This window comes from Nitrincola tapanii, from assembly GCF_008368715.1.
Lineage (GTDB): Bacteria > Pseudomonadota > Gammaproteobacteria > Pseudomonadales > Balneatricaceae > Nitrincola > Nitrincola tapanii.
The window spans coordinates 166186-190964 of the sequence record NZ_SMRS01000004.1; the positions used below are offsets into that span (position 1 = coordinate 166186).

Genomic DNA, 24779 nt, shown 5'->3' on the forward strand with positions numbered 1-24779 from the left:
GGCAGCTTGAGGTGGGCGTGTTACACTTTGCGCCCTGTCAGGCTTTTAGCCGGCTGGGTTCAGCCCGCCAAGTTTTAAAAGTCCATGTTTGTTCGTGAGTAAGCGTGAGTTAAGAAGGTGAGTGGTTTTGAAAACTCCTGATACGGCACAGATGACTTTAGAGGCGCACGCGCCCACAGCGGCCCAGATTCGTGTGGATTATCCCGATCTGCCGGTCAGTGAGCGCCGGGAAGAGATAGCGGCCTTAATTCGAGCACATCAAGTGGTCGTGATTGCGGGGGAGACCGGATCGGGTAAAACCACGCAGTTGCCGAAAATTTGTTATGAACTGGGTTTAGCGACCCAAGGCTTGATCGGTCATACTCAGCCGCGCCGTCTGGCGGCTCGCACCGTTGCGGCGCGAATTGCTGAAGAGTTAAAAACGCCCTTGGGTGAAGGTTTAGTCGGTTATCAGGTCCGTTTTCACGATCAGGTCTCTGAGCAGACAGCGATTAAACTGATGACCGATGGGATTTTGCTGGCTGAAACCCAGCGCGATCGTCTACTGAAAAAGTATTCGGTCATCATCATCGATGAAGCGCATGAGCGCAGTTTGAACATCGATTTTCTGCTCGGCTATTTGAAGCGGATTCTGCCCAAGCGCCCAGATCTGAAGCTGATCATCACCTCTGCGACCATCGATCTGCAGCGCTTTTCCAAACACTTTGATGAGGCTCCGATTATTGAAGTCTCAGGGCGCACCTATCCGGTAGAGATACTCTATCGCCCTCTGCATGAACTGGAAGTTGAGGATGAAAAAGCCGCCGATCTGCAAGCGGGTATTTTGCAAGCGGTAGATGAAATTCAGGCCTTGGAACGCAGCAAAAACGGCTTAGGACCACGCGATATCTTGATATTTTTACCGGGAGAGCGTGAGATCCGTGAAACCGCCGACACCCTGCGTAAAGCCCAGTTACGAGATACCGAAGTGGTGCCTTTGTATGCGCGCTTATCCTTGGCTGAGCAGAATAAAGTGTTTCATGAAAGTCGCCAGGCCGGGCGGCGCATCGTGCTCTCAACCAACGTCGCCGAAACCTCTCTCACCGTACCCGGTATCGGCTATGTGATCGATCCGGGTTTGGCGCGTATCTCACGTTACAGTTACCGCTCTAAAGTGCAGCGCCTGCCGATTGAAGCCATTTCACAAGCCAGCGCCAATCAGCGAGCCGGGCGTTGTGGCCGTATCGCTCCCGGTGTTTGTATCCGGCTCTATTCACAAGAGGATTTCCTGGCCCGACCGGCGTTTACCGATGCCGAAATTCGCCGTACCAATCTCGCCTCCGTCATCCTCAGTATGTTGCAGCTGAAGCTTGGAGATATTGCCCGCTTCCCCTTTGTGGATGCGCCGGACAGTCGCTTTATCAATGACGGTTTTAAGCTTCTCGAAGAGTTGGGTGCGGTGGATGCACAGCGCCAACTCACAGGGATCGGACGCCAACTTGCACGTCTACCGGTTGATCCGCGGATCGCACGTATGCTGGTCGAAGCCAATCGTTTGGGCAGTCTCAGTGAAGTTTTGGTGATTGCCAGTGCTTTAAGCGTGCAAGATCCGCGTGAGCGTCCGCATGACAAGCGCCAGGCAGCAGATGAAAAACATCGTGCCTATGCCGATGAAGATTCTGATTTCTTAACGCTGCTCAATCTCTGGAAACTGTATGAAAGCCAGCGCTTAGAGATGAGCCAAAATCAGTTACGCAAGTGGTGCCAACAACACTTTATCTCTTGGGTGCGGATGCGAGAGTGGCGTGATCTACATCGACAACTGCATCTAAGTTGCAAAGAGTTGGGTTTTCACGAGAACCGCGAAGCCTCGGACTATGCCTCGATTCATAAAGCGCTCTTGGCCGGCTTGTTGAGCCAGTTAGGATTGAAACAAGAGAAGGGGGAATACCTGGGCGCGCGCAACCGTCGTTTCTTTATCTTCCCAGGTTCCGGGTTGTTTAAGAAAAGCCCGAAATGGATCATGGCGGCGGAGATGTTGGAAACCAGCAAGCTCTTTGCGCATCAAGTGGCGCGTATCGAGCCGGAGTGGATCGAAGCCCCGGCACACCATCTGGTCAAAAAAACCTGGATGGAACCGCACTGGGAGAAAAAGCGTGCTCAGGTGGTCGCCACCGAACAGGTGACGCTCTTTGGTTTGATTATAGTCCCCAAGCGCAAAGTGCATTACGGCCCGATAGATCCCCAGCTCAGCCATGAGTTGTTTGTGCGCAGTGCCCTGGTTGAAGGCGAGTATGACACGCGCGCGCCTTTCTTCCGTCATAATCGTGAGCTGCTTGCCAGTGTTGAGGCCTTAGAAGCCAAGTCGCGACGGCGTGATCTGTTGGTCGATGAAGAAACCCTCGCCGCATTTTATCTGCAGCGTTTTGCCGAGTTGGGCGGCGGTCATCTGGTCACGGGTCAGGCATTTGAGCGCTGGCGCAAAGAGATCGAAGCGCAGCAACCGCAAGCGCTGTTTATGCAGGAAGAGGATATTCTGCAGCGCTCAGCCCAGCATATCACCCAAGCAGACTACCCTGATGTTCTATTGTGGCAGGGTGCCAAGCTTAAGCTGCACTATCATTTTGATCCCGGACACGAAGAGGATGGCGTCACCCTGGATGTGCCTTTGCCGCTGTTGAAAGAGCTGCCGCAGACACGTTTGCAGTGGTTAGTACCGGGGATGCTGGCCGATAAGGTCACGGCCTTATTGCGCGGCTTGCCCAAACAACAGCGTAAGCACTTTGTGCCGGTTCCCAACTATGTGCAGGCATTTTGCCAGGCCGTCCCCTTTGCCGAGGGGGATCTTTATGAAGTGCTGGCACACCAACTCTTGCGCATGACCGGCGTGCGGATTCCGGTTGAAGATTTACGAGCCGTCCCTCTGGAAGATCACCATCGGATGAATTTACGTCTGCTGGGGGAGAAAGGCCAAGTTCTGGCGTGTGAGCGTGACTGGCAGCGTTTACATGCCCGTTTTTCAGCCCAGGCTGAGAAGGTGCTGCAGGCCGCCACCCCTTCACAGGAGTGGGGGCGTAAAGGCTTAACGGCTTGGGATTTTAACGAACTGCCAGAATCGATCAAATTGCGCCAACTCGGTGGAATAGAGGTCGAAGCCTATCCTGTGCTACAGGATCGAGGTGACAGCGTAGATCTGCAAGTGGTCAGTCGCCAGTGTGAAGCACAAGCGCAAAACCCGCGTGGCTTAGCGCGCTTGATGTTGTTGATGCTGCCGGAACCCGTACGTTATATACGCAAACAGCTTCCGCAACTGGCTCAGTCGGTGTTGCTCAGCCAAAAACTGTTTGATCCCAAACGCTTAGAGGATGAGTTGCTGTTGGCCGCAGTGATGCGGGTGGCTGGGCTTTACCCGGACTACCAAGGCACATACTTACCTCGCACTCAACCCGCTTTTGAGGCGCTTTTGCAAAAAGTGAAAGCCCAGCTGCATGATGCCGCGCTGGCCTTGGCGCAGAGTGTACTGGCGCTGCATCAAACCCGTCATGCCTTGCTCAAGCAGCTCAATGGCAAAATCGATCTGCAAGCAGTCCCGGTCTTAAACGATATCAAACATCAGCTCAATCAGTTGTTTGTAAAGGATTATCTGACACAAACTCCAAGTCTTTATCTGGAATACTATCCGCGCTTTCTGCAAGCCATTGCCTTGCGCCTAGAGAAATACCCACGAGAATTACGCCAGCAATGCGTCTGGTCAGAGCAGTTGCAAGGTCTGTGGCAGGCCTATGAGAAAAAGCTCCAGCAACAGCAGCAACAAGGCCAGGTGCAACCGGCGTTACTTGAGTACCGTTGGTTATTAGAGGAGTACCGGGTTTCTCTCTTTGCCCAACAGCTGGGCACTAAAAAACCGGTGTCGGAGAAGCGCTTAAAGCAAGCGTTTGCGGCCTTAAGTTGATTCGGCACGAAACCTGCTAAACCTGTTCAAGGGTTTTTTGAGATTTGAACCAGGAAGGCGTAAGCGCGTTCGATGGCCAAATCTCAAGTGCCGAAATGGCGCACCCTTAGGTAAAAAAGGGAGAATCTTGCACTACTAAAGTGCATCAAGGTTTTCCCCTGTGCGTTGCAGCAAAAAAAGAGTCGAAACCTAAGCTTTCCACTCTCAACAGCATTGCCTAGGCTTTTTTGCTGTGTTGTAATAAATAGGTACCCGGACAGAGCACGAGGCTCTGTTCAGTAAAAACGTGACACATTACTAGTAAGTTGAATGTTGAAGGGGAAACTCGAATGAAAAAATCACTGATTGCTATGGCTGTTGCTGGCGCTATCGCGGCTCCTGCAATTGCACAGGCTGACGCTACACTGTTTGGTACTTTCGAAATGTTCATGCAGAAAGAGCGTGGTGCTTCTGCTGAGCTGGTGTCTGATTCTTACATCGGTATCATGGGTACTGTAGATCTGGGTCTGGAAGACACCAAAGGTATCTTCAAATGGGAACAGGGCTTGGATCTGAACGCTGGTGCTCTGGCAGATGGCGACGAGACCTACATCGGTGCGACCGGTTCTTGGGGTACAGTAATGGGCGGTAAGACCGATCTGCCATCTGTGTACATGGTTTCTGATTACACTGATATCACTTATCAGGGTACTTACGAATCTGCACTGGGTCAGGCTTTTGCGCTGCAGTCTAACTCTCTGAGCTATGTTTCTCCTGAATTCGCGGGTGTGACTTTTGCTGCAGCCGGTGTATTCGGTGGTGAGAATACGTCTTTCTTCGCTGGCGAAGTTGATGCGAGCTCTGGTGAAAAAGACAAAACTTTTGATGCTTATAACTTAGGCGTTCAGTACGATGCTAACGGTATCTATGCTGCGGCTGCTTACGGTAAAGCTAAGACTGCTAAATTTGGTGGCGATTATTTCGGTGACTTCAATGTTTGGGGTCTGGCTGCTGGTTTCTCTGGTATCGAGAACCTGGATCTGCGCGCCTCTTATGAGCGTGGAAAAGAGAAAGCTCTGGCTCCAATCTTCTTGGGCTCTGATCTGAAAGCAACTACTTGGAATCTCTCAGCGCAGTATGATATTGCTGACACTGCAGTTTACGCTGTTTATGGTGAAACTAAATTCAGTGCAAATGGTGGTTCAGAGAAAGGCGCTTCTTACACACTGGGCGTAGCTCAGACTATGGGTAATGGTGCTGTTTATGCTGAGTTCATGGATTTCCGTAAAGATTACAAAGGTGATTCTTTGTTGAATGACCTTGGTCTTGGTGGCGATAAGACTTTCCTGGTCGGCTACCAGCTGAACTTCTAATCTAGCCTGATATCAGGTTTAGATTCCACTGGCCGCCTTCGGGCGGCCAGTTTGTCTCTCCGAAAAGCACGACTTTGGTGCCTCATTCTTTCGTCGGACATTTCCAATTCTTGCAAGACCTTATTTCTTGTGCTGTAATAAGCATAACTTGAGGTGCAGAATCAGCTTGTTTACATAACTTGTTGATTTGTAAGAAACCAGATTCCGGGTTGAATTCTGACATTCTACAAACTGTTTCCTCGAGCGGCGAACCCGGTCGGTCGGAAGGTCGTATTTTTTTCCCATCACCGGTTTGCAATAATTCGAAATTGTAGTATGTTCCTGTCTGCACCATTTGGGTGCCCGGGATATTCAAACAACAATACTAGTATGTTGAACGTTGAAGGGGAAAAACTGATGAAAAAGTCACTGATCGCTCTGGCTGTTGCTGGCGCCATGACGGTTCCTGCTATCGCTGCAGCTGATGCTACTCTGTACGGTTCATTCCGTATGAGCATGGACAAGACTAAAGAGGAATCCGCAAACCTGAAAGATTACGGTTCACGTGTGGGTATCAAGGGTACCGTAGATCTGGGTCTGGAAGACACTAAAGGTATTTTCCTTTGGGAGCAGGCTCTTAACCTGAATAATGGCGCTCTGGGTAACGGTCGTTATGCTTATGTAGGTGCTAAAGGTTCTTGGGGTACTGCAGTTGGCGGTAAACTGGATCACGCTACTTGGAATTATGTTGGCGCAATCACTGAGTTTCAGGCTTCCGGTAAGTTCGGTGGCTTAGATGTAGGTTATGTACCAGGTGCTGGCTTCACTGGTAACCGTGCTGATCGCCGTGTAGGTAACTCCTTAGCTTATGTTTCTCCAACCGTTGCTGGTTTTGAAGCCTTCGTTGGTGGTGTATTTGCGGGTGATGCTTTATCAGCAGCTGGCACGCCTGAGAAAGACAAAACTATTGATGGTTACCAGTTAGGCGGTAAATACACTTGGGAAGACCTGGTGTTAGGTGCTGCTTACGGTGCAATTAAGTCTGGTAAAAGCAATGCGGTACTAGGTGATTATGCGATTGATCAGAACCTGTGGGGTCTGTCAGCTCGTTATAAGTTGGAAGGCTTGAGTCTTGCTGCTAAGTACGAGCAAGCAAAAAATAAAGTGACTAGCGTTAAAGATAAAGGTTATGGTCTCTATGCTGGTTATGAAGTAAATGGCTTAGGTGCTTCTCTGGGCTATTCAACTACTAAGTTGGATAATGCTGATCGTAAGAAAGCTACCCAAGTTGAAGTTTACAACAAAATGGGTAATGGCGTAGTTTCTGCTGGTTATATTGACTATAACAATGCAGCAGCTCTTGCAGGTGGTACTTCCGCTGCTTCCAACGATACCTTCTACGTTGGCTACCGCCTGAACTTCTAATCTTATTTAATAAGATTAGCGGATCAAAAAAGGCTCCTGTGGGAGCCTTTTTGCTTTCTAAGAGATTGAATCAATTAGTGATTCGAGTTCTCTCTATCTCCTGTGGTGTCGATGCTTTTTTAACCTCCGCGCTTATCCACCCTAAACGTCGCTTCACCTGTTGCCACCAGCTTCTCTCCGACAAATACATCCGTTTGCGCCTTGTTTGTCTGGGCTTGAGTAGGTGCAATGAATTTTGTGTCTAAAGCTTATAAGCGTGACTCATGCACAAAAAGAAGGTGGGATTGAAGTCATGTGTTTGATATTCTAATCTGAATGAGATTAACGAGTCACTGAAGAGTCTTTTATGAAGCCATCTTTAGCCTATAAACGACATCGCAAGGCGATATTGCAGATTGTAGAAAGGCATCATGCCAAAAATCCGCGTATTTTTGGTTCCGTTCTTCATGGCCAAGATACAGATGAAAGTGATCTCGATCTGCTCATTGACACTACAGAAGAAACCACTCTATTTGATGTGGGAGCTATTTGCGTAGAGCTCACCGAGCTGCTTGGTGTCGAGGTTGATGTCCTGACACCCGCCGCGCTTCCTGATAGATGGAGGATGGAAGTACTCAATGAGGCTCAGGCTGTATGAGTCGTCGAGATGAGCTTGCTTTAAGGGATTATCTTGAACATATCGAACAGGCAATTCATCGTATTCAACGCTATATTGAAGAAATTGATCATGCAAGCTTTCTTGTAAATGAAGAAAAGCAGGATGCTGTGATCCGTAATCTTGAAATTATCGGCGAAGCTGCCGGTAAGATTCAGCGCCATTTCCCAGAGTTTTCGATGCGATACCCCGATTTTCCCCTTAAAGCGGCTTATGGAACGCGTAACGCTTTAGCGCATGGCTATTTTAAAGTTGATCTGGATGTTGTCTGGAAAACCATCGAAAGGGATTTGCCGAAATTAGGAGTCCAGGTGAGTGAGATCATTCAATCCAGCATTGAATGATCCGTTAGACCCATCTTAACAAGCGCGATAAATCCCCATCGTTCAAGGTGATGAGTCCATCAATCCGAGTTCTTAACCCCCGCGCTTATCCACCATAAACGTCGCTTCACCTGTTGCCACCAGCTTCTCTCCGACAAATACATCCGTTTGCGCCTTAACGCGGCGGCGGCGCTCATCGATCTCCATGACCGTAACCACGGCTTTAGCGGTATCGCCAATAAATACCGGCGCTTTAAATTTTAACTGCTGATCGATGTAGATGGCTCCAGGCCCGGGCAGGTGCATACCGGCGACTGTCGAGATGAGGGCGGCGCTGAACATGCCATGAACGATGCGCTGACCAAACAGAGTGGTTTTGGCGTAATCATCGTTCAGATGCACGGGGTTGTGATCACCTGAGAGGCTGGCAAACTGGCGCACATCTTCATCGGTGAGGGTTTTTTCATAGGAGGCGGACAGGCCCACGCTGAGGTCTTCCAGGTAATAGCCATGAATTTCTTGCATCTTTTTAGCCTTTCATCTGTTGGTAGGGAAGATCATTCATTATGATGGAGAGAGTACCCGATTTTTGCTAAGGCAGTCACCCTTATGGCAGGCTGCAGGCATCCACTTTGCGCCGTTCTTGGTAGCGGCAAGTTTTAAACAGGAAAAGGAAAGGTTATGGCCGATTTCAAAGCTCCCTTAAAAGACATTAACCTAGCATTAAATGCGGTGGCACGTTTGCCTGAGTTAGCGGCGATGGAGCGTTTTGCTGATGCGTCGGAAGATATGGTGAGTGCGATTCTGGAGGAAGCCGGGCGTGTCGCTTCTGAAGTGGTGGCACCGACGAATTGGGATGGCGATCAGCAGGGTGTGCATCTGCAAGAAGGGGCGGTGATCTGCCCGGAAAGTTTTGTGAGCGCCTATCAGCAGTACGCAGAAGGGGGTTGGGGTTCGTTGCAGTTTGATCCTGAATACGGTGGCCAGGGGCTGCCCTATCTTTTATCTGTTCCTGTCATGGAGCTGTGGCAAGCTGCGAATGTGTCTTGGGGTTTGTGTCCTTTGTTATCTCAAGGGGCGGTAGAGTGTTTAAGCCTGAATGCCAGTGATGAGCTGAAAGCGGCTTATTTGCCGCAACTGATTAGCGGTGAGTGGGCCGGCACCATGTGTTTGACTGAAGGTAATGCCGGTTCGGATCTATCCACCGTGCGCTGTAAAGCGGAGCGTGATGGCGAGGTGTATCGCATCACGGGTGAGAAGGTGTTCATCACCTGGGGTGATCAGAATATGACGCGCAACATCATTCACCTGGTGTTGGCACGTTTGCCGGATGCTCCAGCAGGAGTGCGCGGAATCTCTTTGTTTTTAGTCCCGAAATACCGAGTCGATGCAGAAGGTAATCTAGGTGAGTATAACCAGACGCATACCCTGTCTTTAGAGCATAAGTTGGGGATTCATGGCAGTGCCACCTGTGTGATGGGTTTTGACAATTCAGTGGGTTATCTGGTCGGCCAGGAAAATCGTGGTTTGGCTTGTATGTTCACTATGATGAACAATGCGCGCTTAGGAGTCGGTTTGCAGGGAGTTGCCGTGGCTGAGCGTGCTTACCAGCAGGCGTTAAATTATGCTCAAGAGCGTATTCAAGCGCCGGCGGTGGGTTACAAAGAAGCCGGTCCGATTATGCGCCATGGTGATGTGCGCCGCATGTTATTGACCATGAAGGCGCTGACAGAAGCAGGGCGTGCTTTGGCCTATGATGCCTGTGGGAGCTTGGATTTTGCTGAGCACGCGGAAGATGAGCAGCGTCGCGCCGACGAAAAGGCGCGTGCTGCGCTTTTAACCCCGGTGGTAAAAGCCTGGTGTACCGAGAATGCCAATGAAGTGACCTCTTTGGGGGTACAGGTGCATGGCGGCATGGGCTATGTGGAAGAAACCGGTGCTGCGCAATATATGCGTGATGCACGTGTTCTGTCGATTTATGAGGGTACAAACGGTATTCAGGCTCTGGATTTGGTCGGGCGTAAAGTTTTACTGGATCAGGGTGCCGCTTTGAATCGTCTCTTGGCTGAAATGCGTGAAACCTTGAATCAGGCCGGTGATTTTGCGCCACTTGCCGCTCAGTTAGAAGTCGCGGTACAAGGGGTGGAGGCCAGCCGTGATGGCTTATTGCAGGGGGCGCAGGAGGATCCGCAGCTCGCCGGTGCAATTGCCTTTAACTTTTTGATGCAGTTGGGTGTGGTGGCTGGTGCTTGGGAGTTGTTGCGTCAGGCACTGGCCTGTCGTGCGGCTCAGGCGCGCGGTGAGGACGATGCCTTCTTGGAGGCTAAGCAGCTGACCACAAACTTCTACTTTGCGCATATTCTACCCCGCGCGATGGGTTTTGCAGACATGGTACAGTCCGGCAGTGAGCCGGTGGTGGCTATGAATGATGCTCACTTTGCCAGCGCTTGGTAAAGAAGGTGTTGCGTCTCGAGGTAGGATAGCGGTCTAAGCCTGCGCGAGTGGGTATTGGCAAGTAGTATTGAAAGCAAGGCGGCGTTTTGCCGTCTTGCTCGGCGCTCAGTCCGATCATTTTTACTGAATCAACGCCCAAAATAAGCTATCTTATCGCGATCATTTGTTAATTCGCTGTCATTGGATAGATCTCTTCTTATGATTATCAAACCGAAAATCCGTGGTTTCATTTGTACCACTACCCATCCTCAAGGCTGTGAAGTGAATGTGCGTGAGCAGATCGCTTATACCCAGGCTCAAGTCCAAAATCTCCCTTTGCAGGCGGCACCTAAACGTGTGTTGGTTTTAGGGGCGTCCAGTGGTTATGGCCTGGCTTCTCGTATTGCGGCGGCCTTTGGGGCGGGCGCGGCAACTCTGGGTGTCTTTTTTGAAAAAGCAGGGACTGAGAAGAAGCCTGGGACAGCCGGTTGGTACAATGCGGCGGCCTTTGAGCGTCTGGCGCATGAAGCAGGGTTGTATGCGAAAAGCATTAATGGTGATGCCTTCTCCAATGAAGTGCGTGCGAAAGCCATTGAGCTGATCAAAGAGGATTTAGGCCAGATCGATCTGGTGGTCTACTCCTTGGCTTCACCTGTGCGCAAGCTTCCAGACACTGGTGAAGTGATTCGCTCTGTATTAAAGCCTATCGGTGAGCCTTACCGCTCAACCGCCATCGATACCAACAAGGATTGTATTATTGAGGCTGAGGTCGAGCCGGCCACTCCAGAAGAGGTGGAAGCTACCGTTAAAGTGATGGGCGGTGAGGACTGGAAGCTGTGGATTGATGCGCTTTCTCAGGCCGGTGTTTTGGCATCTGGCTTCAAAACGGTTGCGTACAGCTATATCGGAACCGATATTACTTGGCCGATTTATTGGCATGGTGCTTTGGGTAAAGCCAAGCAGCACCTGGATGATACCGCCGCAGCCTTGAGTGCACAGCTGGCAGAGATTCAAGGGCAAGCCAATGTGGCGGTATTAAAGTCGGTTGTGACCCAGGCCAGCTCAGCGATTCCGGTGATGCCTCTGTATCTTTCTATGGTCTTTAAAGTGATGAAAGAGCAAGGGTTGCATGAGGGCTGCATGGAGCAGGTTTGGCGTTTGTTCAGCACCGGTTTGTATGGTGAAGGGGGGGTGATGGATGAGCAGCAGCGCTTCCGTTTGGATGATTGGGAGTTACGAGATGAGGTGCAGAATGCTTGTCGCGAACTCTGGCCTCAGGTGACCACCGAAAATCTGTTTGAGCTGACCGATTATGCAGCCTATAAGGCTGAATTCTTGAAGCTCTTTGGTTTTGGGATTGAAGGCATCGATTATGAGGCTGAGGTGAATCCAGAGGTCGTATTTGATGTGATTGACGTGGCCTGAGGTAAGGTTTAGATCACGTCTAGGCGATTGATTAACCTTTATTGAACGCTTTAAGCCTGAATTGCGTAGAGCCGCTTTTCAGGCTTTTTTAAGGAGCAGTCCATGCGTTATCAGGGAGCCAGTGCTTTCCGCCATGATCAGAAAGATAAAATCGGTGTGTTACTGACCAACCTTGGCACACCCGATGCCCCAACGCCTAAGGCTCTTCGCCGTTATTTAAAAGAGTTTCTCTGGGATCCGCGTGTTGTCGAGGTGCCGCGCCCGCTTTGGTGGCTGATTCTTAATGGTGTGATTCTGAATATTCGTCCGAAACGCTCTGCTGCGGCCTATCGTGAAGTTTGGACAGAGGAAGGCTCCCCCTTATTAAGCATTACGCAGAAACAAGCCGAGGCGTTAAAGCAGGCACTGCAAGCTGAGTATGGCGAGCGTGTTTATGTCGATTTTGCGATGCGTTATGGCAATCCTTCGATCCCATCGGTGTTGGAAAAGATGCAGCAAGCGGGTGTGCGTCAGCTGATTGTTCTGCCACTTTATCCGCAATATTCAGGCGCGACCAGTGCCTCGACTTTTGATGCACTGGCGGCCGATTTTATGCAGCGTAGATGGTTGCCAGAACTGCATTTTATCAGTCATTATCATGACTATCCTGCCTACATCGAGGCTTTGGCTCATAAAATTGAAACCTTCTGGGCGGAAAATGGCCGAGCACAAAAGTTAATTCTCTCCTATCACGGTGTGCCTAAGCGCTATCTGTTGAAGGGAGATCCTTACCATTGTGAGTGCCACAAAACGTCACGTTTGTTGGCGGAGCGTTTGGGGTTGGTGCAGGATGAGTATGTAACGACTTTTCAATCGCGTTTTGGTCGGGAAGAGTGGTTAAAGCCTTATACCGATGAAACACTGAAATCTTTACCGGCTCAGGGTGTCAAATCTGTACAGCTGGTGTGTCCGGGCTTTTCTGCGGATTGTCTGGAAACGATCGAAGAGATCGGGCAGGAGAACCGCGAGTATTTTATGGAAGCAGGAGGTGAGGAGTATGCGTATATTCCTGCGCTGAATGATGATGCTGAGCATATACAGATGATGCAAAGCCTATTGGCACCGACCTTAACACAGTGGTTGAGCCGACCTGAGCGTGATGCAAAACTGAGCGCAACCCTGGCAGATGCCGTAAAACTTTAATCCTTGGTTGATCCAAGTTAATTCAGGAGACACTCCGATGAGCCATGCCAAACCGCACCCCAAGTTTATGGAAGCGATGCGCAAGCTAAAACTGATGAGTGAAGAGGAGCGTCTGTCGGAAGAGAATAAGGAGTTGTTCGAGCAGGCGATGAAATATGCGCCCTTGGATATTCAGCCCGCTTTGATCGCGATCCAAAAGAAATACGAGCAGACTTATCATTGAATCAGTCTTTTTCTATTTGGCATTAGACTGACACGCGAGGCGGCATTCTGGCCGCCTCGGTAAAACGTGTTTACATATTAGGGTAGTTCGGACCGCCACCCCCTTCAGGGGCAATCCAGACAATATTTTGTGCTGGATCTTTAATGTCACAGGTTTTGCAGTGTACGCAGTTAGTGAAATTAATCTGCAATTTAGGCCCTTCCGCTTCCTCTAGCACTTCATAAACCCCGGCCGGGCAGTAGCGCTGTGCCGGTTCGGCATACTTAGGCCAGTTCTCACGCATGGGTAGATCCGGATCTTTGAGTACCAGGTGGCAAGGTTGATCTTCCTCATGCACAGTATTGGAGAGATAAACCGATGAGAGACGATCGAAAGAGAGTTTGCCATCCGGTTTCGGGTAGTCGATTTTTTTGGCGTCACTGGCTAGGCGCATGCCTTCATGGTCGGCATGTGTGTCATGCAAAGTGATGGGTATCTTGCCGCCAAAGATATTCTGATCAATATAGTTAAAGGTGCCACCGAGTAGGACACCAAACTTATGCAGCGCCGGAGAGAAGTTGCGCCCCCGATAGAGTTCATCGTAAAGCCAGGAGTTTTCATAAGCGCTTTGGAAGGCACTCAGATCTTTGCCACCAAGATCACCTGCGGCTAAGGCATCGGCGATGACTTCCGCGGCCAACATGCCGGATTTCATGCCCGTATGGATGCCTTTGATTTTGGCGAAGTTCAAGGTGCCTGCATTGCAACCGAGGATAAAAGCACCGGGCATCGACATCTTGGGGAGTGTGTTAAAGCCGCCTTTAACCACAGCACGTGCACCATAAGAGACGCGTGTGCCACCTTCAAGATGCGCTTTGAGCACAGGATGATGCTTCAAGCGCTGGAACTCATCAAATGGGCTTAACCAGGGGTTGGAGTAATTCAGGTCAACAATTAAACCGACTTCAACCTGATTGTTTTCATCGTGATAGAGGAAGAAGCCGCCGCTGGCCCCATCACTTAACGGCCAACCGGCGCCGTGCACCACCAAGCCAGGCTGGCTTTTCGCAGGATCGATCTCCCAGATCTCTTTCATCCCGATGCCGTAGTGCTGCGGATCTTTGCCGGCATCCAGCTGGAAACGTTCGATCACCTGCTTACCTAGATGGCCGCGTACACCCTCTGTAAAGAGGGTGTATTTAGCGTGTAACTCCATACCCTCTGTATAGCTGTCTTTCGGCTGTCCATCCGCCCCGACACCCATATCGCCGGTTGCCACACCCTTGACGCTGCCATCTTCATGGTAGAGTACTTCGTTGGCAGCAAAGCCTGGAAAAATCTCTACACCCAGGGCTTCAGCCTGTTCACCCATCCAGCGTGTGAGATTGGCCAGGGAGACAACATAGTTGCCCTTGTTATGCATGGTTTTGGGAACACCGATACCGGGCAGTTTCACACCCTTTTGGGCACTGGTCAGCAGCCAGGTTTGCTCACGCTCAATCTTAATCTTTAGCGGTGCGCCACGCTCTTGCCAGTCGGGAAAGAGCTCATCCAGTGCACGGGTTTCCATCACCCCCCCGGACAGTACATGCGCGCCGAGCTCCGAGCCCTTTTCCAGCACACAAACGCTGAGCGTTTGCTCACGTTCCTGAGCCTTCTGCATTAAGCGACACGCGGCAGCCAGACCGGTGACACCTGCACCGACTATGACAACGTCAAATTCCATGGATTCACGCATGTTTGACCACTCCTAAAGATGTAATGATTAAATATCATGATATAGTCTACAGAGTCCTATGTTATCTGACAAAAAGGAAGGTTGAATGAAGGTTCTAGTGACGGTCAAACGTGTGATTGACTACAACGTCAAGGTAAGAGTTTTGGCAGATCACAGCGATGTGGATCTGAAGAACGTAAAAATGGCGATGAACCCTTTCTGTGAAATTGCGGTTGAGCAAGCGATTCGTCTCAAGGAAGCCGGTGTGGCCAGTGAAGTGATTGTGGCAAGCGTAGGCCCCAGTGCTGCGCAGGAGCAATTACGCACAGCCTTGGCGATGGGTGCTGATCGAGCCATTTTGGTGGAAACCGATGAGAAGTTAGAATCTCTGACCGTCGCCAAGACTTTAGCCAAAATCTGTGAATCCGAACAGCCAGGTTTAGTCCTAATGGGCAAGCAGTCGATCGACACAGATAACAATCAAACCGGCCAGATGCTGGCGGCTTTGATCGGTGCGGCGCAGGGGACATTTATCTCAGAAATGCGTGTCAGCGCGGAAGAAGTGGAAGTGACACGTGAAGTCGACGGGGGGTTACAAACTCTCGCACTGCGTTTGCCTGCCGTGCTGACGGCTGATTTGCGTTTGAATGAGCCGCGTTATGCGAAGTTACCGGATATCATGAAAGCAAAGAAAAAGCCTTTGGAGATCAAAACACCGGCAGATTTAGGTGTGGAAGTGAAAGCCAATACGCGTGTTTTAAAAGTTGTGCCCCCTGCCGAGCGCCAAGCGGGCATTAAGGTATCCAGCGTGGCTGAACTGGTCGACAAACTGAAGAATGAGGCGAAGGTGATCTAATGGCGACGTTACTGATTTGTGAGCACGACAACCAGTCTTTAAAAGCGGCCACCTATGCAGCGGTGACAGCGGCGTTAGCCTTAGGTGCTGAGGTAGATCTTTTGGTCGCGGGTGAGGGCTGCGCGGCGGTTGCGACGCAAGCGGCACAGATTGCCGGTGTGCGTAAAGTCTATCTGGCGGAAGCGGCCGCCTATGCTCAAGGATTGGCTGAGAATCTGACGCCCTTAGTGCTGGATTTGGCCACTGATTACTCACATCTTTTGGCACCGGCCACGACTCAGGGTAAAAACCTGATGCCACGTGTGGCGGCACTTTTGGATGTCGGGCAGGTTTCTGAAATTGTCGCGATTGAATCCCCCACGCAATTTGTGCGCCCAGTTTATGCGGGAAATGCCTTGGCCAGCGTCGAATCTTTAGATCCGGTGAAAGTGATTACTGTGCGTACCACGGCATTTGATGCGGCACCTGCAAGTGGTGGCAATGCGGAGGTCGCGAGCTTAACTCAAGTGCACGATGCCGGTATAAGTCGTTTTGTTAAGGAAGAGCGTGCGCAGTCGGATCGTCCTGAGCTCACCGCAGCACGTGTGGTGTTGGCAGGGGGGCGTGGCATGGGGAATAAAGAGCATTTTGCACTGCTTGAAGCCCTGGCCGATAAACTCGGTGCCGCGATCGGCGCGACGCGCGCAGCAGTGGATGCGGGGTTTGTGGCCAATGACACCCAGATAGGTCAAACCGGTAAAATCATTGCGCCTGAACTTTATATTGGCGTAGGGATTTCCGGCGCGATTCAGCATGTTGCCGGGATTAAGGACTCAAAAGTGATTGTGGCCATCAATAAAGATGAAGATGCGCCCATCTTCCAGGTGGCGGACTATGGTCTGGTGGCGGATTTAAACGAAGCCTTGCCGGAATTGGCTAAAGCGCTCTAATCCTTCCATTCACATCTCACCGGGCTACCGTCTAGGCGGTGCCCGGTTTTTTGTTTAATTCATTGTTTCACGCCTGCTTTATTTTATGCCGCCGCCACAAGGCCTTTTCCAGCTCGACTAAAAGCAGCACGGCCGCGCCATACGCCAGCATGACCAGCCAGTAGTTGAAGCTCAGTGGCGCACTATGGAACAGCTGATTCATGATCGGCAAATAGATGAACAGCAGTTGTGCAAGCAGCATGGCGGCGATTCCTCCCCAGATCCACAAGTTGCTCAGCATTTCGGTTTTGAATAGGCTGCGGCTAAGGGAACGACAGTTGAGCAGGAAGAAACTCTGAACGATGACAAATAGGGTGACGGCCAGTGTACGCGACTCCTCCAGACTGGCACCATGTGATTGTGACCATTGGAATAAACCAAAGGCACCGAGCAGTAACAGACTGCTGACAGAGACGATGCGGCCAATCATTTCCACCGACAGAATCGGTGAGTTGGGTTCACGTGGAGCGCGTGTCATGATCCCTGGCTCTTTCGGCTCAAAGGCGAGCATTAAGCCCAAAAAGACGGCGGTGGTCATATTGAGCCATAACGCCTGAACAGGCAGGACGGGGAGGGTGACCCCGAGCAAAATCGCCAGCATAATCACCAGCCCTTGGCCAAGATTCGTGGGCAAAATCCAGCTAATGAACTTGATCAGGTTATCAAAAACGGTGCGTCCTTCTTCCACGGCTGCCTCAATGGAAGAGAAGTTGTCATCGGTGAGCACCATGTCCGACGCTTCTTTCGCCACTTCGGTACCGCTGAGTCCCATCGCAATGCCGATATCCGCCTGCTTGAGCGCAGGTGCATCGTTCACACCATCACCGGTCATGGCCACCACCTGGCTATGCGCTTGTAAGGCCGTCACGAGTTTGAGTTTTTGCTCGGGGGCGACGCGAGCATAAACGGACACCTGCTCAACACAGTCGAGTAGCTCATGGTCACTCATTTCAGCCAGGTCGCGTCCGGTCAGCACTTTTTGTGTCTTACCTTGGTCGAGCGACTCTTCAGCACTGAGGATGCCGATCTGCTTGGCGATGGCGCCTGCTGTTAAGGCATGGTCGCCGGTGATCATTTTGATATTAATCCCCGCAGACTGGCAGGTGGCGACTGCGCGGATCGCTTCGGCACGCGGCGGATCGATCATCGCTTGCAGGCCGATAAAGCAGAGTTGCTCCTCCGCTTCATGTGTTTGAAAAGCATCTAGGTTGTTCACTTCAGAGGGGAGCTTTTGACAGGCAAAAGCCAGTACACGCAGCCCTTGTGCCGCTAGCGTTTCAACTTGGGCATTGATGGCGGAACTGTTCAAGTTCTCGGTTTGACCCTGAGAGGTCATTTGCTCTTTACAGCGCTTCAGCACCTGCTCAACCGACCCTTTTAAGTAGAGTAGCTTTTCCCCTTGAGGGGTGGCGTGCAGAGTTGCCATATATTGGCGATCAGACTCAAAGGGGATGCTATCCAGACGAGGATAGTCCTGATGGCAGTCGGCAGATTCTAACCCTGACTTGAGCGCAGCCGTGATTAGGGCACCCTCTGTTGGATCGCCTTCCACCTGCCAACGTTCAGACTTGAATTTAAGCAGCGAATCATTGCTGATCAAACCGGCGCGTAAGCAGTGCTGCAGGGCCAAATTATCTCCGAGTTCAGGGCTGCCTGAGGCGGGAGTGATTTCGCCTTCCGGTTGATAACCGCTGCCACTGATTTGATAGCGGTGCCCAGCGGCAAAAATGGCCTGCACAGTCATCTGGTTTTCAGTCAGGGTGCCGGTTTTATCTGAGCAGATCACCGTCGTGGAACCGAGCGTTTCCACGGCAGAGAGGGTACGGATGATGGCATTACGCTTAGCCATGCGCCGCACCCCGATGGCGAGCGTAATGGTGACCACGGCAGGTAAGCCTTCTGGAATCGCAGCCACAGCCAGGGCCACAGCGGCCATAAAGGTTTCCGTCGCCGCCATGCCATAGAGCAAACCGATCGCAAAAGTGGCGAGGGCTAAACCAAGAATGACCCAGAGGAGTAAACGGCTAAACGCATGAATTTTGCGCGTGAGGGGGGTGTCGATCTGTGTGGCTTCCGCAATCATGTGCGCAATTTTGCCGGTTTCGGTGTGATCGCCGGTGGCAATCACCACCCCCTTGCCGGTGCCATAGGTGACTAAGGTTCCTGCAAAAGCCATATTCTGGCGATCCGCCAGCAGCGTGTCCTTATCTAAACGGCGTAAGGTTTTTTGTGACGCCACGGATTCGCCGGTTAGTGCCGATTCGTCGATTTGTAAATCCTTGCACTCATAGAGTCGAATATCGGCACTGACCTTATCCCCTGAGGCCAGAATGAGCAGATCACCGGGAACCAGTTCACTGGCCGAAATGGTTTGTACCTGGCCGTCACGAATCACGCGCGCTTGTGCGGACAGGAGATTCTTTAAGGAGTTGATCGCGGCTTCTGCTTTCGATTCTTGAATAAAGCCGATCAAGGCATTGATCAGGACCACCGCCAGAATCACGCCGGCATCAACGTACTCTTGCAGAAAAAAGGTGACGAGTGTGGCGATCAGAAGAATGTAAATTAAAGGATTATGAAACTGTAACAGCAGGCGCTTCCATGCAGGCGTGGCGGCTCGACTGCTGATGATATTGGCACCGAACAGGCGTTGGCGCTCAGTGATGCTGCTGGCATCTAACCCTTGATGTTGATGACTGTTCAAGGCCTCAAACACATCTTCTTCGGTGAGGTGGTGCCAGAGTTCAGAATGTTTAGGTTGCATGGCTTGCCTCCATTTTGACCGTGATTCACCTATCCTAACATTGAAACGTTGCAGGCCTCTTAGTTCATTCTAAAAACTCGTGTGTTTGTTTGATGCGGATCATATCTCAGTCGTGATGTCCTAATCTGTACTGAGTGGGTTATTTGTTTTTATATGTTAATCTTAGGCGGTAAAACAAAAACCAAGATAAACAGTTAATTAGCTGAGTTCGAAGTACTGCCGCGCAGACATGGCTGGCAGAAAGAAATGGAATGTCTACAGAGACAAGAAAAGAGGTGACTATGAGTGAAGCAGTCGGTAACGCATCTTTGTTGGTAGCGATTTTAACTGCGGAGGTAGCAGATAAAGCCCTTAGTATTGCTGAGCGTGAAGGTATTCGTGGTGCCACTATTCTGCCTGCCAGTGGTATCAGTCAGCAGCCGATCAAAGTTTTTTTTGGCTTAACATTTCAGACAGCCATGACCTTGCTCTTTTGGATTGCGGAGACGGACACAGCAAACCGCACTGCTGAGGTTTTAAAACAGGAGTTGAATCTGGATTCGCCGCAACAGGGCTTGGCTTTGACTCTGACAATTGATCAGTTGCACGGGTTGAATTTAAAGCGGCCTACGCCCAATTAATGTGTGCTTAGATGGCATAATGGCACGTTATGGACTGGATGTTCACGCTCGTCCTCATCGGAGCTGGATTGATCGCCATTTCGATCCTAACCAGTGCGCTGGCGTTTCGATTTGGAACGCCACTTCTTTTAGTCTTCCTGTGTATAGGCCTGATTGCGGGTGAAGATGGTTTAGGCCTGATGTTTGATGATGCCGAGATTGCTTATTTTCTCGGTAGTCTCGCACTGGCCGTCATTCTGTTTGATTCGGGGTTTGGCACACGGCTGCAAACCATTCAGCGTGCAGCGGCTCCGGCTTTTTTGTTAGCGACCTTAGGGGTCTTACTCACCACTGTTTTTGTTGGGATCGCAGCGCATTTTTTATTTGCAATGCCTTGGTTGTATGCGCTGTTGATGGGCGCCATTATCAGCTCTACCGATGCAGCCGCGGTGTTTTTCTTATTGCGTGCCGGGGGCGTTAAGATCTACAAACGCGTGCGCTCCATGTTGGAGGTTGAGTCTGGTTCCAACGATCCCATGGCTATTTTCCTTACCCTGCTTTTTATCGAAATGATTCTGGCTGAGCGCCAAACAAATGTGCTTATCAGTTTTATCACAGGTTTTGGCACCCAGATGGGGTTGGGGTTGATTCTTGGCTTGTTGGGTGGTTTTTTGATTGTACAGATCGTCAACCGCGTGCATCTGGAGGAAGCCTTATATCCTATTCTGGTGATGGCCTGTGCCTTAAGTATTTTTGCTTTGACAGGCTATCTTGGCGGCAGTGGTTTCTTGGCTATTTATGTGGCGGGGATCGTAGCCGGTAATAGCAGTATGAAAGGGTCTTCGGCTCTGAGGCGTTACCAGAAGGGGATGACCTGGTTAGCACAGATCGTCATGTTTTTGGTGTTAGGTCTTTTTGTCACCCCTTCAGAGTTTTCTGCAGTACTGATTCCTGCGCTCTTGTTAGGGCTATTTTTGATTGTTTTCGGACGTCCTTTGGCTGTTTTGATCTGCCTTTTGCCGTTTCGTTATGACCGCCAAACCCTCTCATTTAATGCTTGGGTGGGGTTGCGTGGGGCGGTTTCTATTCTGTTGGGTATTTTGCCCTCAGTGATGGGAGTGGAAGGCGCGAATATTTTTATTAATGTCGCGTTTATCATGGTGCTGACGTCATTGATTGTTCAGGGCTGGACCATTGCTCCGGCGGCACGCTTGCTCAACTTGATTGTCCCTGCGGGCTTAGGGCCGCTGGAAAGAATTGAGTTGGAGTTGCCGGGTAATCCTAAACATGAGTTGTTAATCTATCGTGTGATGGAGCGCAGTTCGTTGACACAGGGCGGTGTAGAGCTTCCTCATTGGGCTCGACCCTCTTTGGTGATGCGCGAAGGGCGTTCTATGCCTTATGAATATGCTTACCCTCTGCAAGCAGGAGATTTGGTATATCTATTTTCACCGCCTGAGTATACGGCTCTTCTGGATCGCTTTTTTTCACAGCTTAAGGAGCCTGAGGTCAGTGATACGGAGTTTTTTGGTGAGTTTCAGGTGAGCCCTGAAAGCAAGCTCAAAGAGTTGCTGGAGGCCTATAAACTGCCACCCACAGAGGGTGTGGATGCCGAGCTTTCGATTGCTGAGTTTATGTTGCGAGAGTTGAGAAATAATCCGGTGGCAGGAGATAGAGTGAGGCTGGGATCGATCGATCTAGTGGTGCGAAGGGTGCACCAAGGTAAGCAGATCACTGAGGTGGGTTTGGCTTTTGCGGTAGAAAAAGCCAGGTCGGCCTACGTGCGTAGATCGCAGCCTGCTGCAGTAGGATTCAAAGAGAAGCTTTTGCATTGGTTTAAATCATAAAACCGCCCAGCGAAATGTGAGTCAACATCTCGCCGGGCAAGGTTTAAGCTCAAGCCTATGAAATCTGGTTAGGCCACTTGGCGATGGCTTCCCTGGCAGGCATCAGGGTGAGTGGTCAGAAAGTGCAGCAAAGTCTGTTTCAATAAAATCATTTTTTCAGTATTGCCGCTGCGTCTTGCTGCTTCAATATCATCCACGATGAAGCGTTTCACTTCACAGGCTTCATGATGACTGACCAAATAATTGCCCAGAGCGAGCGCAATCATCGGGTCTACATGCTCATGTTCAGCAATGGCATCTATCTCATCACAGGTGAGATCACACATTGCCAGACATTCGTCATAGGTCAACATACCAGGTTACCTCCGCATCTTGTTTTTAGTCGGAAAGCTGAGCGCTGCTTGCTACTCTGGTATTAGTTTAGGTGAACTAAAGCATGAGTCCAGTGCTGGGATTGGACAAAATTTCAACAAACCGACACCTTGTCAGCAGGCCGGCTCATGCTGCAAAAGCACAAAAAATCAGTCTTTTATAAGTAAAAGACAGCTAACCTGACGATTGTCATCATGTTGCAAAGCAACAGATGGGCGCGACAGGTTGCGTGACTCTTCTAAATTTTAGCAGAACTTTTTATTGATCTAAGTCAGATTTTTCTTTGCAGCCAGGTCTCTTCTATAGTTGTAAGAAGGTTGTTAAGGTGCAGCCCATTTCCTATCTCGTTTTGGCATTAAGGATCTTAAGATGGATGAGTTAGAGCTTGAGTTTGAATTACATCCCCGATTGGCCGCCGACACCTTTGCGTTGGGTGATTTTCCGCTGTCTCGTCTTTTGCTGATGAATGATGCTCACTACCCTTGGTTTATTCTGGTACCACGCCGAGCGGGAGTCACCGAGATTTACCACCTTTCCAGTCAAGAGCAGCAACAGTTGATTTTAGAGTCTTCGGCCTTGTCGCAGACACTGGCCGACCTGTTTCAGGCACGTAAAATGAATGTCGCGGCGCTGGGAAATATGGTGCCTCAGCTGCATCTGCATCATGTGGTGCGTTATGAGGATGATATTGCTTGGCCTGGCCCCGTGTGGGGCGTGGCGGAAGCCAAACCTTACACTCTGGAGGAGGCCCAGCAGATACGCCAAAAGCTCGCGGCTTTACTGCTGGGAGAGATGGATTTCCATTGGCTGGAGTATTAAGTCGAAGACTTGATCGGCTCAGATGTCGGGAAGCGCTGTCAGTCGCCGTAATATCGGGTATAATTTCGCGCTTATTCAGTTATACCAATATTCGGACACAGGAACACTCAACCATGCGCAGCCATTATTGCGGCGATTTACGTACAGAGCATATCGGACAGGACATTACACTGACGGGCTGGGTGCACCGCCGTCGCGATCATGGTGGCGTCATATTTCTCGATGTACGTGACCGTGAAGGCATCACTCAGGTGGTGTTTGATCCGGATCGTGAAGAAAGCTTTAAGCTGGCCGACTCTGTGCGCAGTGAGTATGTCGTCAAAATCCAGGGTAGAGTCCGTGCGCGTCCTGAAGGCACAGAAAACGCGGAGATGCCAACAGGTTGCATCGAAGTTTTAGGTCAAGAACTGGATATCCTCAACAAGGCGGATACACCGCCTTTCCAGTTAGATGAGCATCAGCAGGTCAGTGAAGATGTTCGTCTGCGTAATCGTTTTATCGATCTGCGTCGTCCGGAAATTCAGCGCAAACTGCGTTTCCGCTCAAAAATTACCCACTACATTCGTAACTATCTCGAAGAAAATGGCTTCCTGGATATTGAAACGCCGATTCTGACGCGTGCCACGCCAGAAGGCGCGCGCGATTATCTGGTACCCAGTCGTACCCATGAGGGTCACTTTTTTGCCTTACCTCAGTCACCTCAGTTGTTTAAACAGCTGCTGATGGTGTCCGGCTTTGATCGTTATTATCAGATCGCAAAATGTTTCCGTGATGAGGATCTGCGCGCAGATCGTCAACCTGAATTTACTCAGATCGATATCGAAACTTCGTTTATGAGCGAAGAGCAGATCATCGAGATCACCGAAAAGATGATCCGGGGTCTGTTTATCGATCAGTTGGGAGTGGATCTGGGGGATTTCCCTCGCATGCCTTACTCGGAAGCGATGCGTCGTTTTGGTTCAGATAAACCGGATCTGCGTATTGCGATGGAGCTGGTTGATGTGGCCGATCTGGTCGCAGACGTGGATTTCAAAGTTTTCGCGGCGCCGGCTAAGGATCCTAAAGGGCGTGTGGCGGCTTTAAAAGTGCCGGGTGGAGCTGAGCTGACGCGTAAACAGATCGATGATTACACTAAGTTTGTCTCCATCTACGGTGCTAAGGGCTTGGCTTGGATCAAGGTCAATGCTCTGGAGCAGGGTGCAGAAGGTTTGCAGTCACCGATTGTTAAGTTCCTGGGTGAAGAGGTCGCGCTGAAAATTATGCAGCGCCTGGATGCTCAGAATGGTGATCTTGTCTTCTTTGGCGCGGATTCTGCAAAAATCGTCAATGAAGCACTCGGCGCTCTGCGTATTAAAGTTGGCCATGACTTGAATCGACTCGAGTGTGAGTGGGCACCCTTGTGGGTGGTCGATTTCCCGATGTTCGAAGACGATGGCAAGGGTGGCTTGACGGCATTACACCATCCCTTTACTTCACCTAACTGCACCCCTGAAGAGCTGATTGCGCAGCCTGAAGGTAAGCTGTCTCGTGCCTACGACATGGTGCTGAACGGAACTGAGCTGGGCGGAGGGTCGGTCCGTATCCATGACCAAGCCATGCAGCGTGCGGTGTTTAAAGTGCTTGGTATCAGTGATGAAGAAGCCGAAGAGAAGTTTGGCTTCCTGCTGAATGCGTTGCGCTATGGTGCGCCACCGCATGGCGGACTGGCGTTTGGTTTGGATCGATTGGTGATGTTGATGACCGGTTCAACGTCAATTCGCGAAGTGATTGCGTTCCCGAAAACCCAGAGTGCGGCGTGCCTCTTAACCGATGCGCCGGGTGAAGTCAGTGCGGCGCAATTGCGTGAATTGAACATCAAACTGCGCAAAACGCCCTAAGTGCTGAGGCCTGAGGGCCTTCCAGGGTTAGTGTGAATCTTACGGGGCTGTTT

General features: G+C 50.6%; 19 protein-coding genes. 15 read left to right on the forward strand and 4 right to left on the reverse strand.

Annotation, left to right across the window (positions count from 1 at the left end):
* Positions 1-151: 151 nt before the first annotated feature.
* From hrpA to E1H14_RS06660, 5 genes are all read left to right on the forward strand, one after another.
* Positions 152-3931, forward strand: a complete 3780-nt coding sequence (hrpA, locus tag E1H14_RS06635; protein WP_149390776.1) for an ATP-dependent RNA helicase HrpA — start codon at positions 152-154, stop codon at positions 3929-3931.
* Positions 3932-4260: 329 nt separating this feature from the next.
* Positions 4261-5283 carry a porin gene (locus E1H14_RS06640; RefSeq protein WP_149390671.1) on the forward strand — a complete coding sequence of 341 codons (1023 nt, stop codon included), beginning with the start codon at positions 4261-4263 and terminating at the stop codon, positions 5281-5283.
* Between the two features lie 396 nt (positions 5284-5679).
* Positions 5680-6687 carry a porin gene (locus tag E1H14_RS06645; RefSeq protein WP_160142034.1) on the forward strand — a complete coding sequence of 336 codons (1008 nt, stop codon included), beginning with the start codon at positions 5680-5682 and terminating at the stop codon, positions 6685-6687.
* Between the two features lie 346 nt (positions 6688-7033).
* The gene (locus E1H14_RS06655) at positions 7034-7324 is read left to right on the forward strand and encodes a nucleotidyltransferase family protein (protein WP_149390673.1); all 291 of its coding nucleotides are present in this window, start codon (positions 7034-7036) and stop codon (positions 7322-7324) included.
* A complete protein-coding gene (locus E1H14_RS06660) occupies positions 7321-7686 on the forward strand; it encodes a HepT-like ribonuclease domain-containing protein (protein ID WP_149390674.1) in 366 nt (121 codons plus the stop codon). Before E1H14_RS06655 ends, E1H14_RS06660 begins: the two co-directional genes overlap by 4 nt.
* A gap of 72 nt (positions 7687-7758) precedes the next feature.
* Here the strand turns inward: E1H14_RS06660 and E1H14_RS06665 are convergent, their stop codons facing one another.
* Entirely contained in the window at positions 7759-8190 is a 432-nt protein-coding gene (locus E1H14_RS06665) for a MaoC family dehydratase (protein WP_149390675.1), read from the reverse strand.
* A gap of 156 nt (positions 8191-8346) precedes the next feature.
* On the opposite strand from E1H14_RS06665, the gene E1H14_RS06670 reads away from it, so the two are divergent.
* The 4 genes from E1H14_RS06670 to E1H14_RS06685 all read left to right on the forward strand — a co-directional run bounded on the left by E1H14_RS06670 (position 8347) and on the right by E1H14_RS06685 (position 12928).
* Positions 8347-10119, forward strand: a complete 1773-nt coding sequence (locus E1H14_RS06670) for an acyl-CoA dehydrogenase family protein (protein WP_149390676.1) — start codon at positions 8347-8349, stop codon at positions 10117-10119.
* Positions 10120-10317: 198 nt separating this feature from the next.
* Entirely contained in the window at positions 10318-11523 is a 1206-nt protein-coding gene (fabV, locus tag E1H14_RS06675; RefSeq protein ID WP_149390677.1) for an enoyl-ACP reductase FabV, read from the forward strand.
* A gap of 102 nt (positions 11524-11625) precedes the next feature.
* On the forward strand, positions 11626-12705 hold the full coding sequence (gene hemH, locus E1H14_RS06680) for a ferrochelatase (protein ID WP_149390678.1): 1080 nt from the start codon (positions 11626-11628) through the stop codon (positions 12703-12705).
* Between the two features lie 37 nt (positions 12706-12742).
* Positions 12743-12928, forward strand: coding sequence for a hypothetical protein (locus E1H14_RS06685; RefSeq protein WP_149390679.1), 186 nt, complete (start codon positions 12743-12745; stop codon positions 12926-12928).
* Between the two features lie 70 nt (positions 12929-12998).
* Here the strand turns inward: E1H14_RS06685 and E1H14_RS06690 are convergent, their stop codons facing one another.
* On the reverse strand, positions 12999-14645 hold the full coding sequence (locus E1H14_RS06690; protein ID WP_149390680.1) for an electron transfer flavoprotein-ubiquinone oxidoreductase: 1647 nt from the start codon (positions 14643-14645) through the stop codon (positions 12999-13001).
* 85 nt (positions 14646-14730) lie between these two features.
* Between E1H14_RS06690 and E1H14_RS06695 the strand changes: the two genes are divergently transcribed.
* Both E1H14_RS06695 and E1H14_RS06700 read left to right on the forward strand, forming a co-directional pair.
* The gene (locus tag E1H14_RS06695; RefSeq protein ID WP_149390681.1) at positions 14731-15480 is read left to right on the forward strand and encodes an electron transfer flavoprotein subunit beta/FixA family protein; all 750 of its coding nucleotides are present in this window, start codon (positions 14731-14733) and stop codon (positions 15478-15480) included.
* The gene (locus E1H14_RS06700; protein WP_149390682.1) at positions 15480-16409 is read left to right on the forward strand and encodes an electron transfer flavoprotein subunit alpha/FixB family protein; all 930 of its coding nucleotides are present in this window, start codon (positions 15480-15482) and stop codon (positions 16407-16409) included. Before E1H14_RS06695 ends, E1H14_RS06700 begins: the two co-directional genes overlap by 1 nt.
* Positions 16410-16476: 67 nt before the next feature.
* Here the strand turns inward: E1H14_RS06700 and E1H14_RS13365 are convergent, their stop codons facing one another.
* Positions 16477-19212 carry a cation-translocating P-type ATPase gene (locus E1H14_RS13365; protein ID WP_149390683.1) on the reverse strand — a complete coding sequence of 912 codons (2736 nt, stop codon included), beginning with the start codon at positions 19210-19212 and terminating at the stop codon, positions 16477-16479.
* A gap of 281 nt (positions 19213-19493) precedes the next feature.
* Here E1H14_RS13365 and E1H14_RS06710 point away from each other — a divergent pair, with 281 nt between their 5' ends.
* On the forward strand, positions 19494-19832 hold the full coding sequence (locus tag E1H14_RS06710) for a hypothetical protein (protein WP_149390684.1): 339 nt from the start codon (positions 19494-19496) through the stop codon (positions 19830-19832).
* 29 nt (positions 19833-19861) lie between these two features.
* Entirely contained in the window at positions 19862-21658 is a 1797-nt protein-coding gene (locus E1H14_RS06715) for a potassium/proton antiporter (RefSeq protein ID WP_149390685.1), read from the forward strand.
* Positions 21659-21726: 68 nt separating this feature from the next.
* On the opposite strand, the gene E1H14_RS06720 is transcribed toward E1H14_RS06715, so the two are convergent.
* A complete protein-coding gene (locus tag E1H14_RS06720) occupies positions 21727-22011 on the reverse strand; it encodes a hypothetical protein (RefSeq protein ID WP_149390686.1) in 285 nt (94 codons plus the stop codon).
* Positions 22012-22399: 388 nt separating this feature from the next.
* On the opposite strand from E1H14_RS06720, the gene E1H14_RS06725 reads away from it, so the two are divergent.
* The gene (locus E1H14_RS06725) at positions 22400-22849 is read left to right on the forward strand and encodes an HIT domain-containing protein (protein WP_149390687.1); all 450 of its coding nucleotides are present in this window, start codon (positions 22400-22402) and stop codon (positions 22847-22849) included.
* Positions 22850-22962: 113 nt separating this feature from the next.
* The gene (gene aspS, locus E1H14_RS06730) at positions 22963-24726 is read left to right on the forward strand and encodes an aspartate--tRNA ligase (protein ID WP_149390688.1); all 1764 of its coding nucleotides are present in this window, start codon (positions 22963-22965) and stop codon (positions 24724-24726) included.
* The last annotated feature ends 53 nt before the right edge of the window (positions 24727-24779 follow it).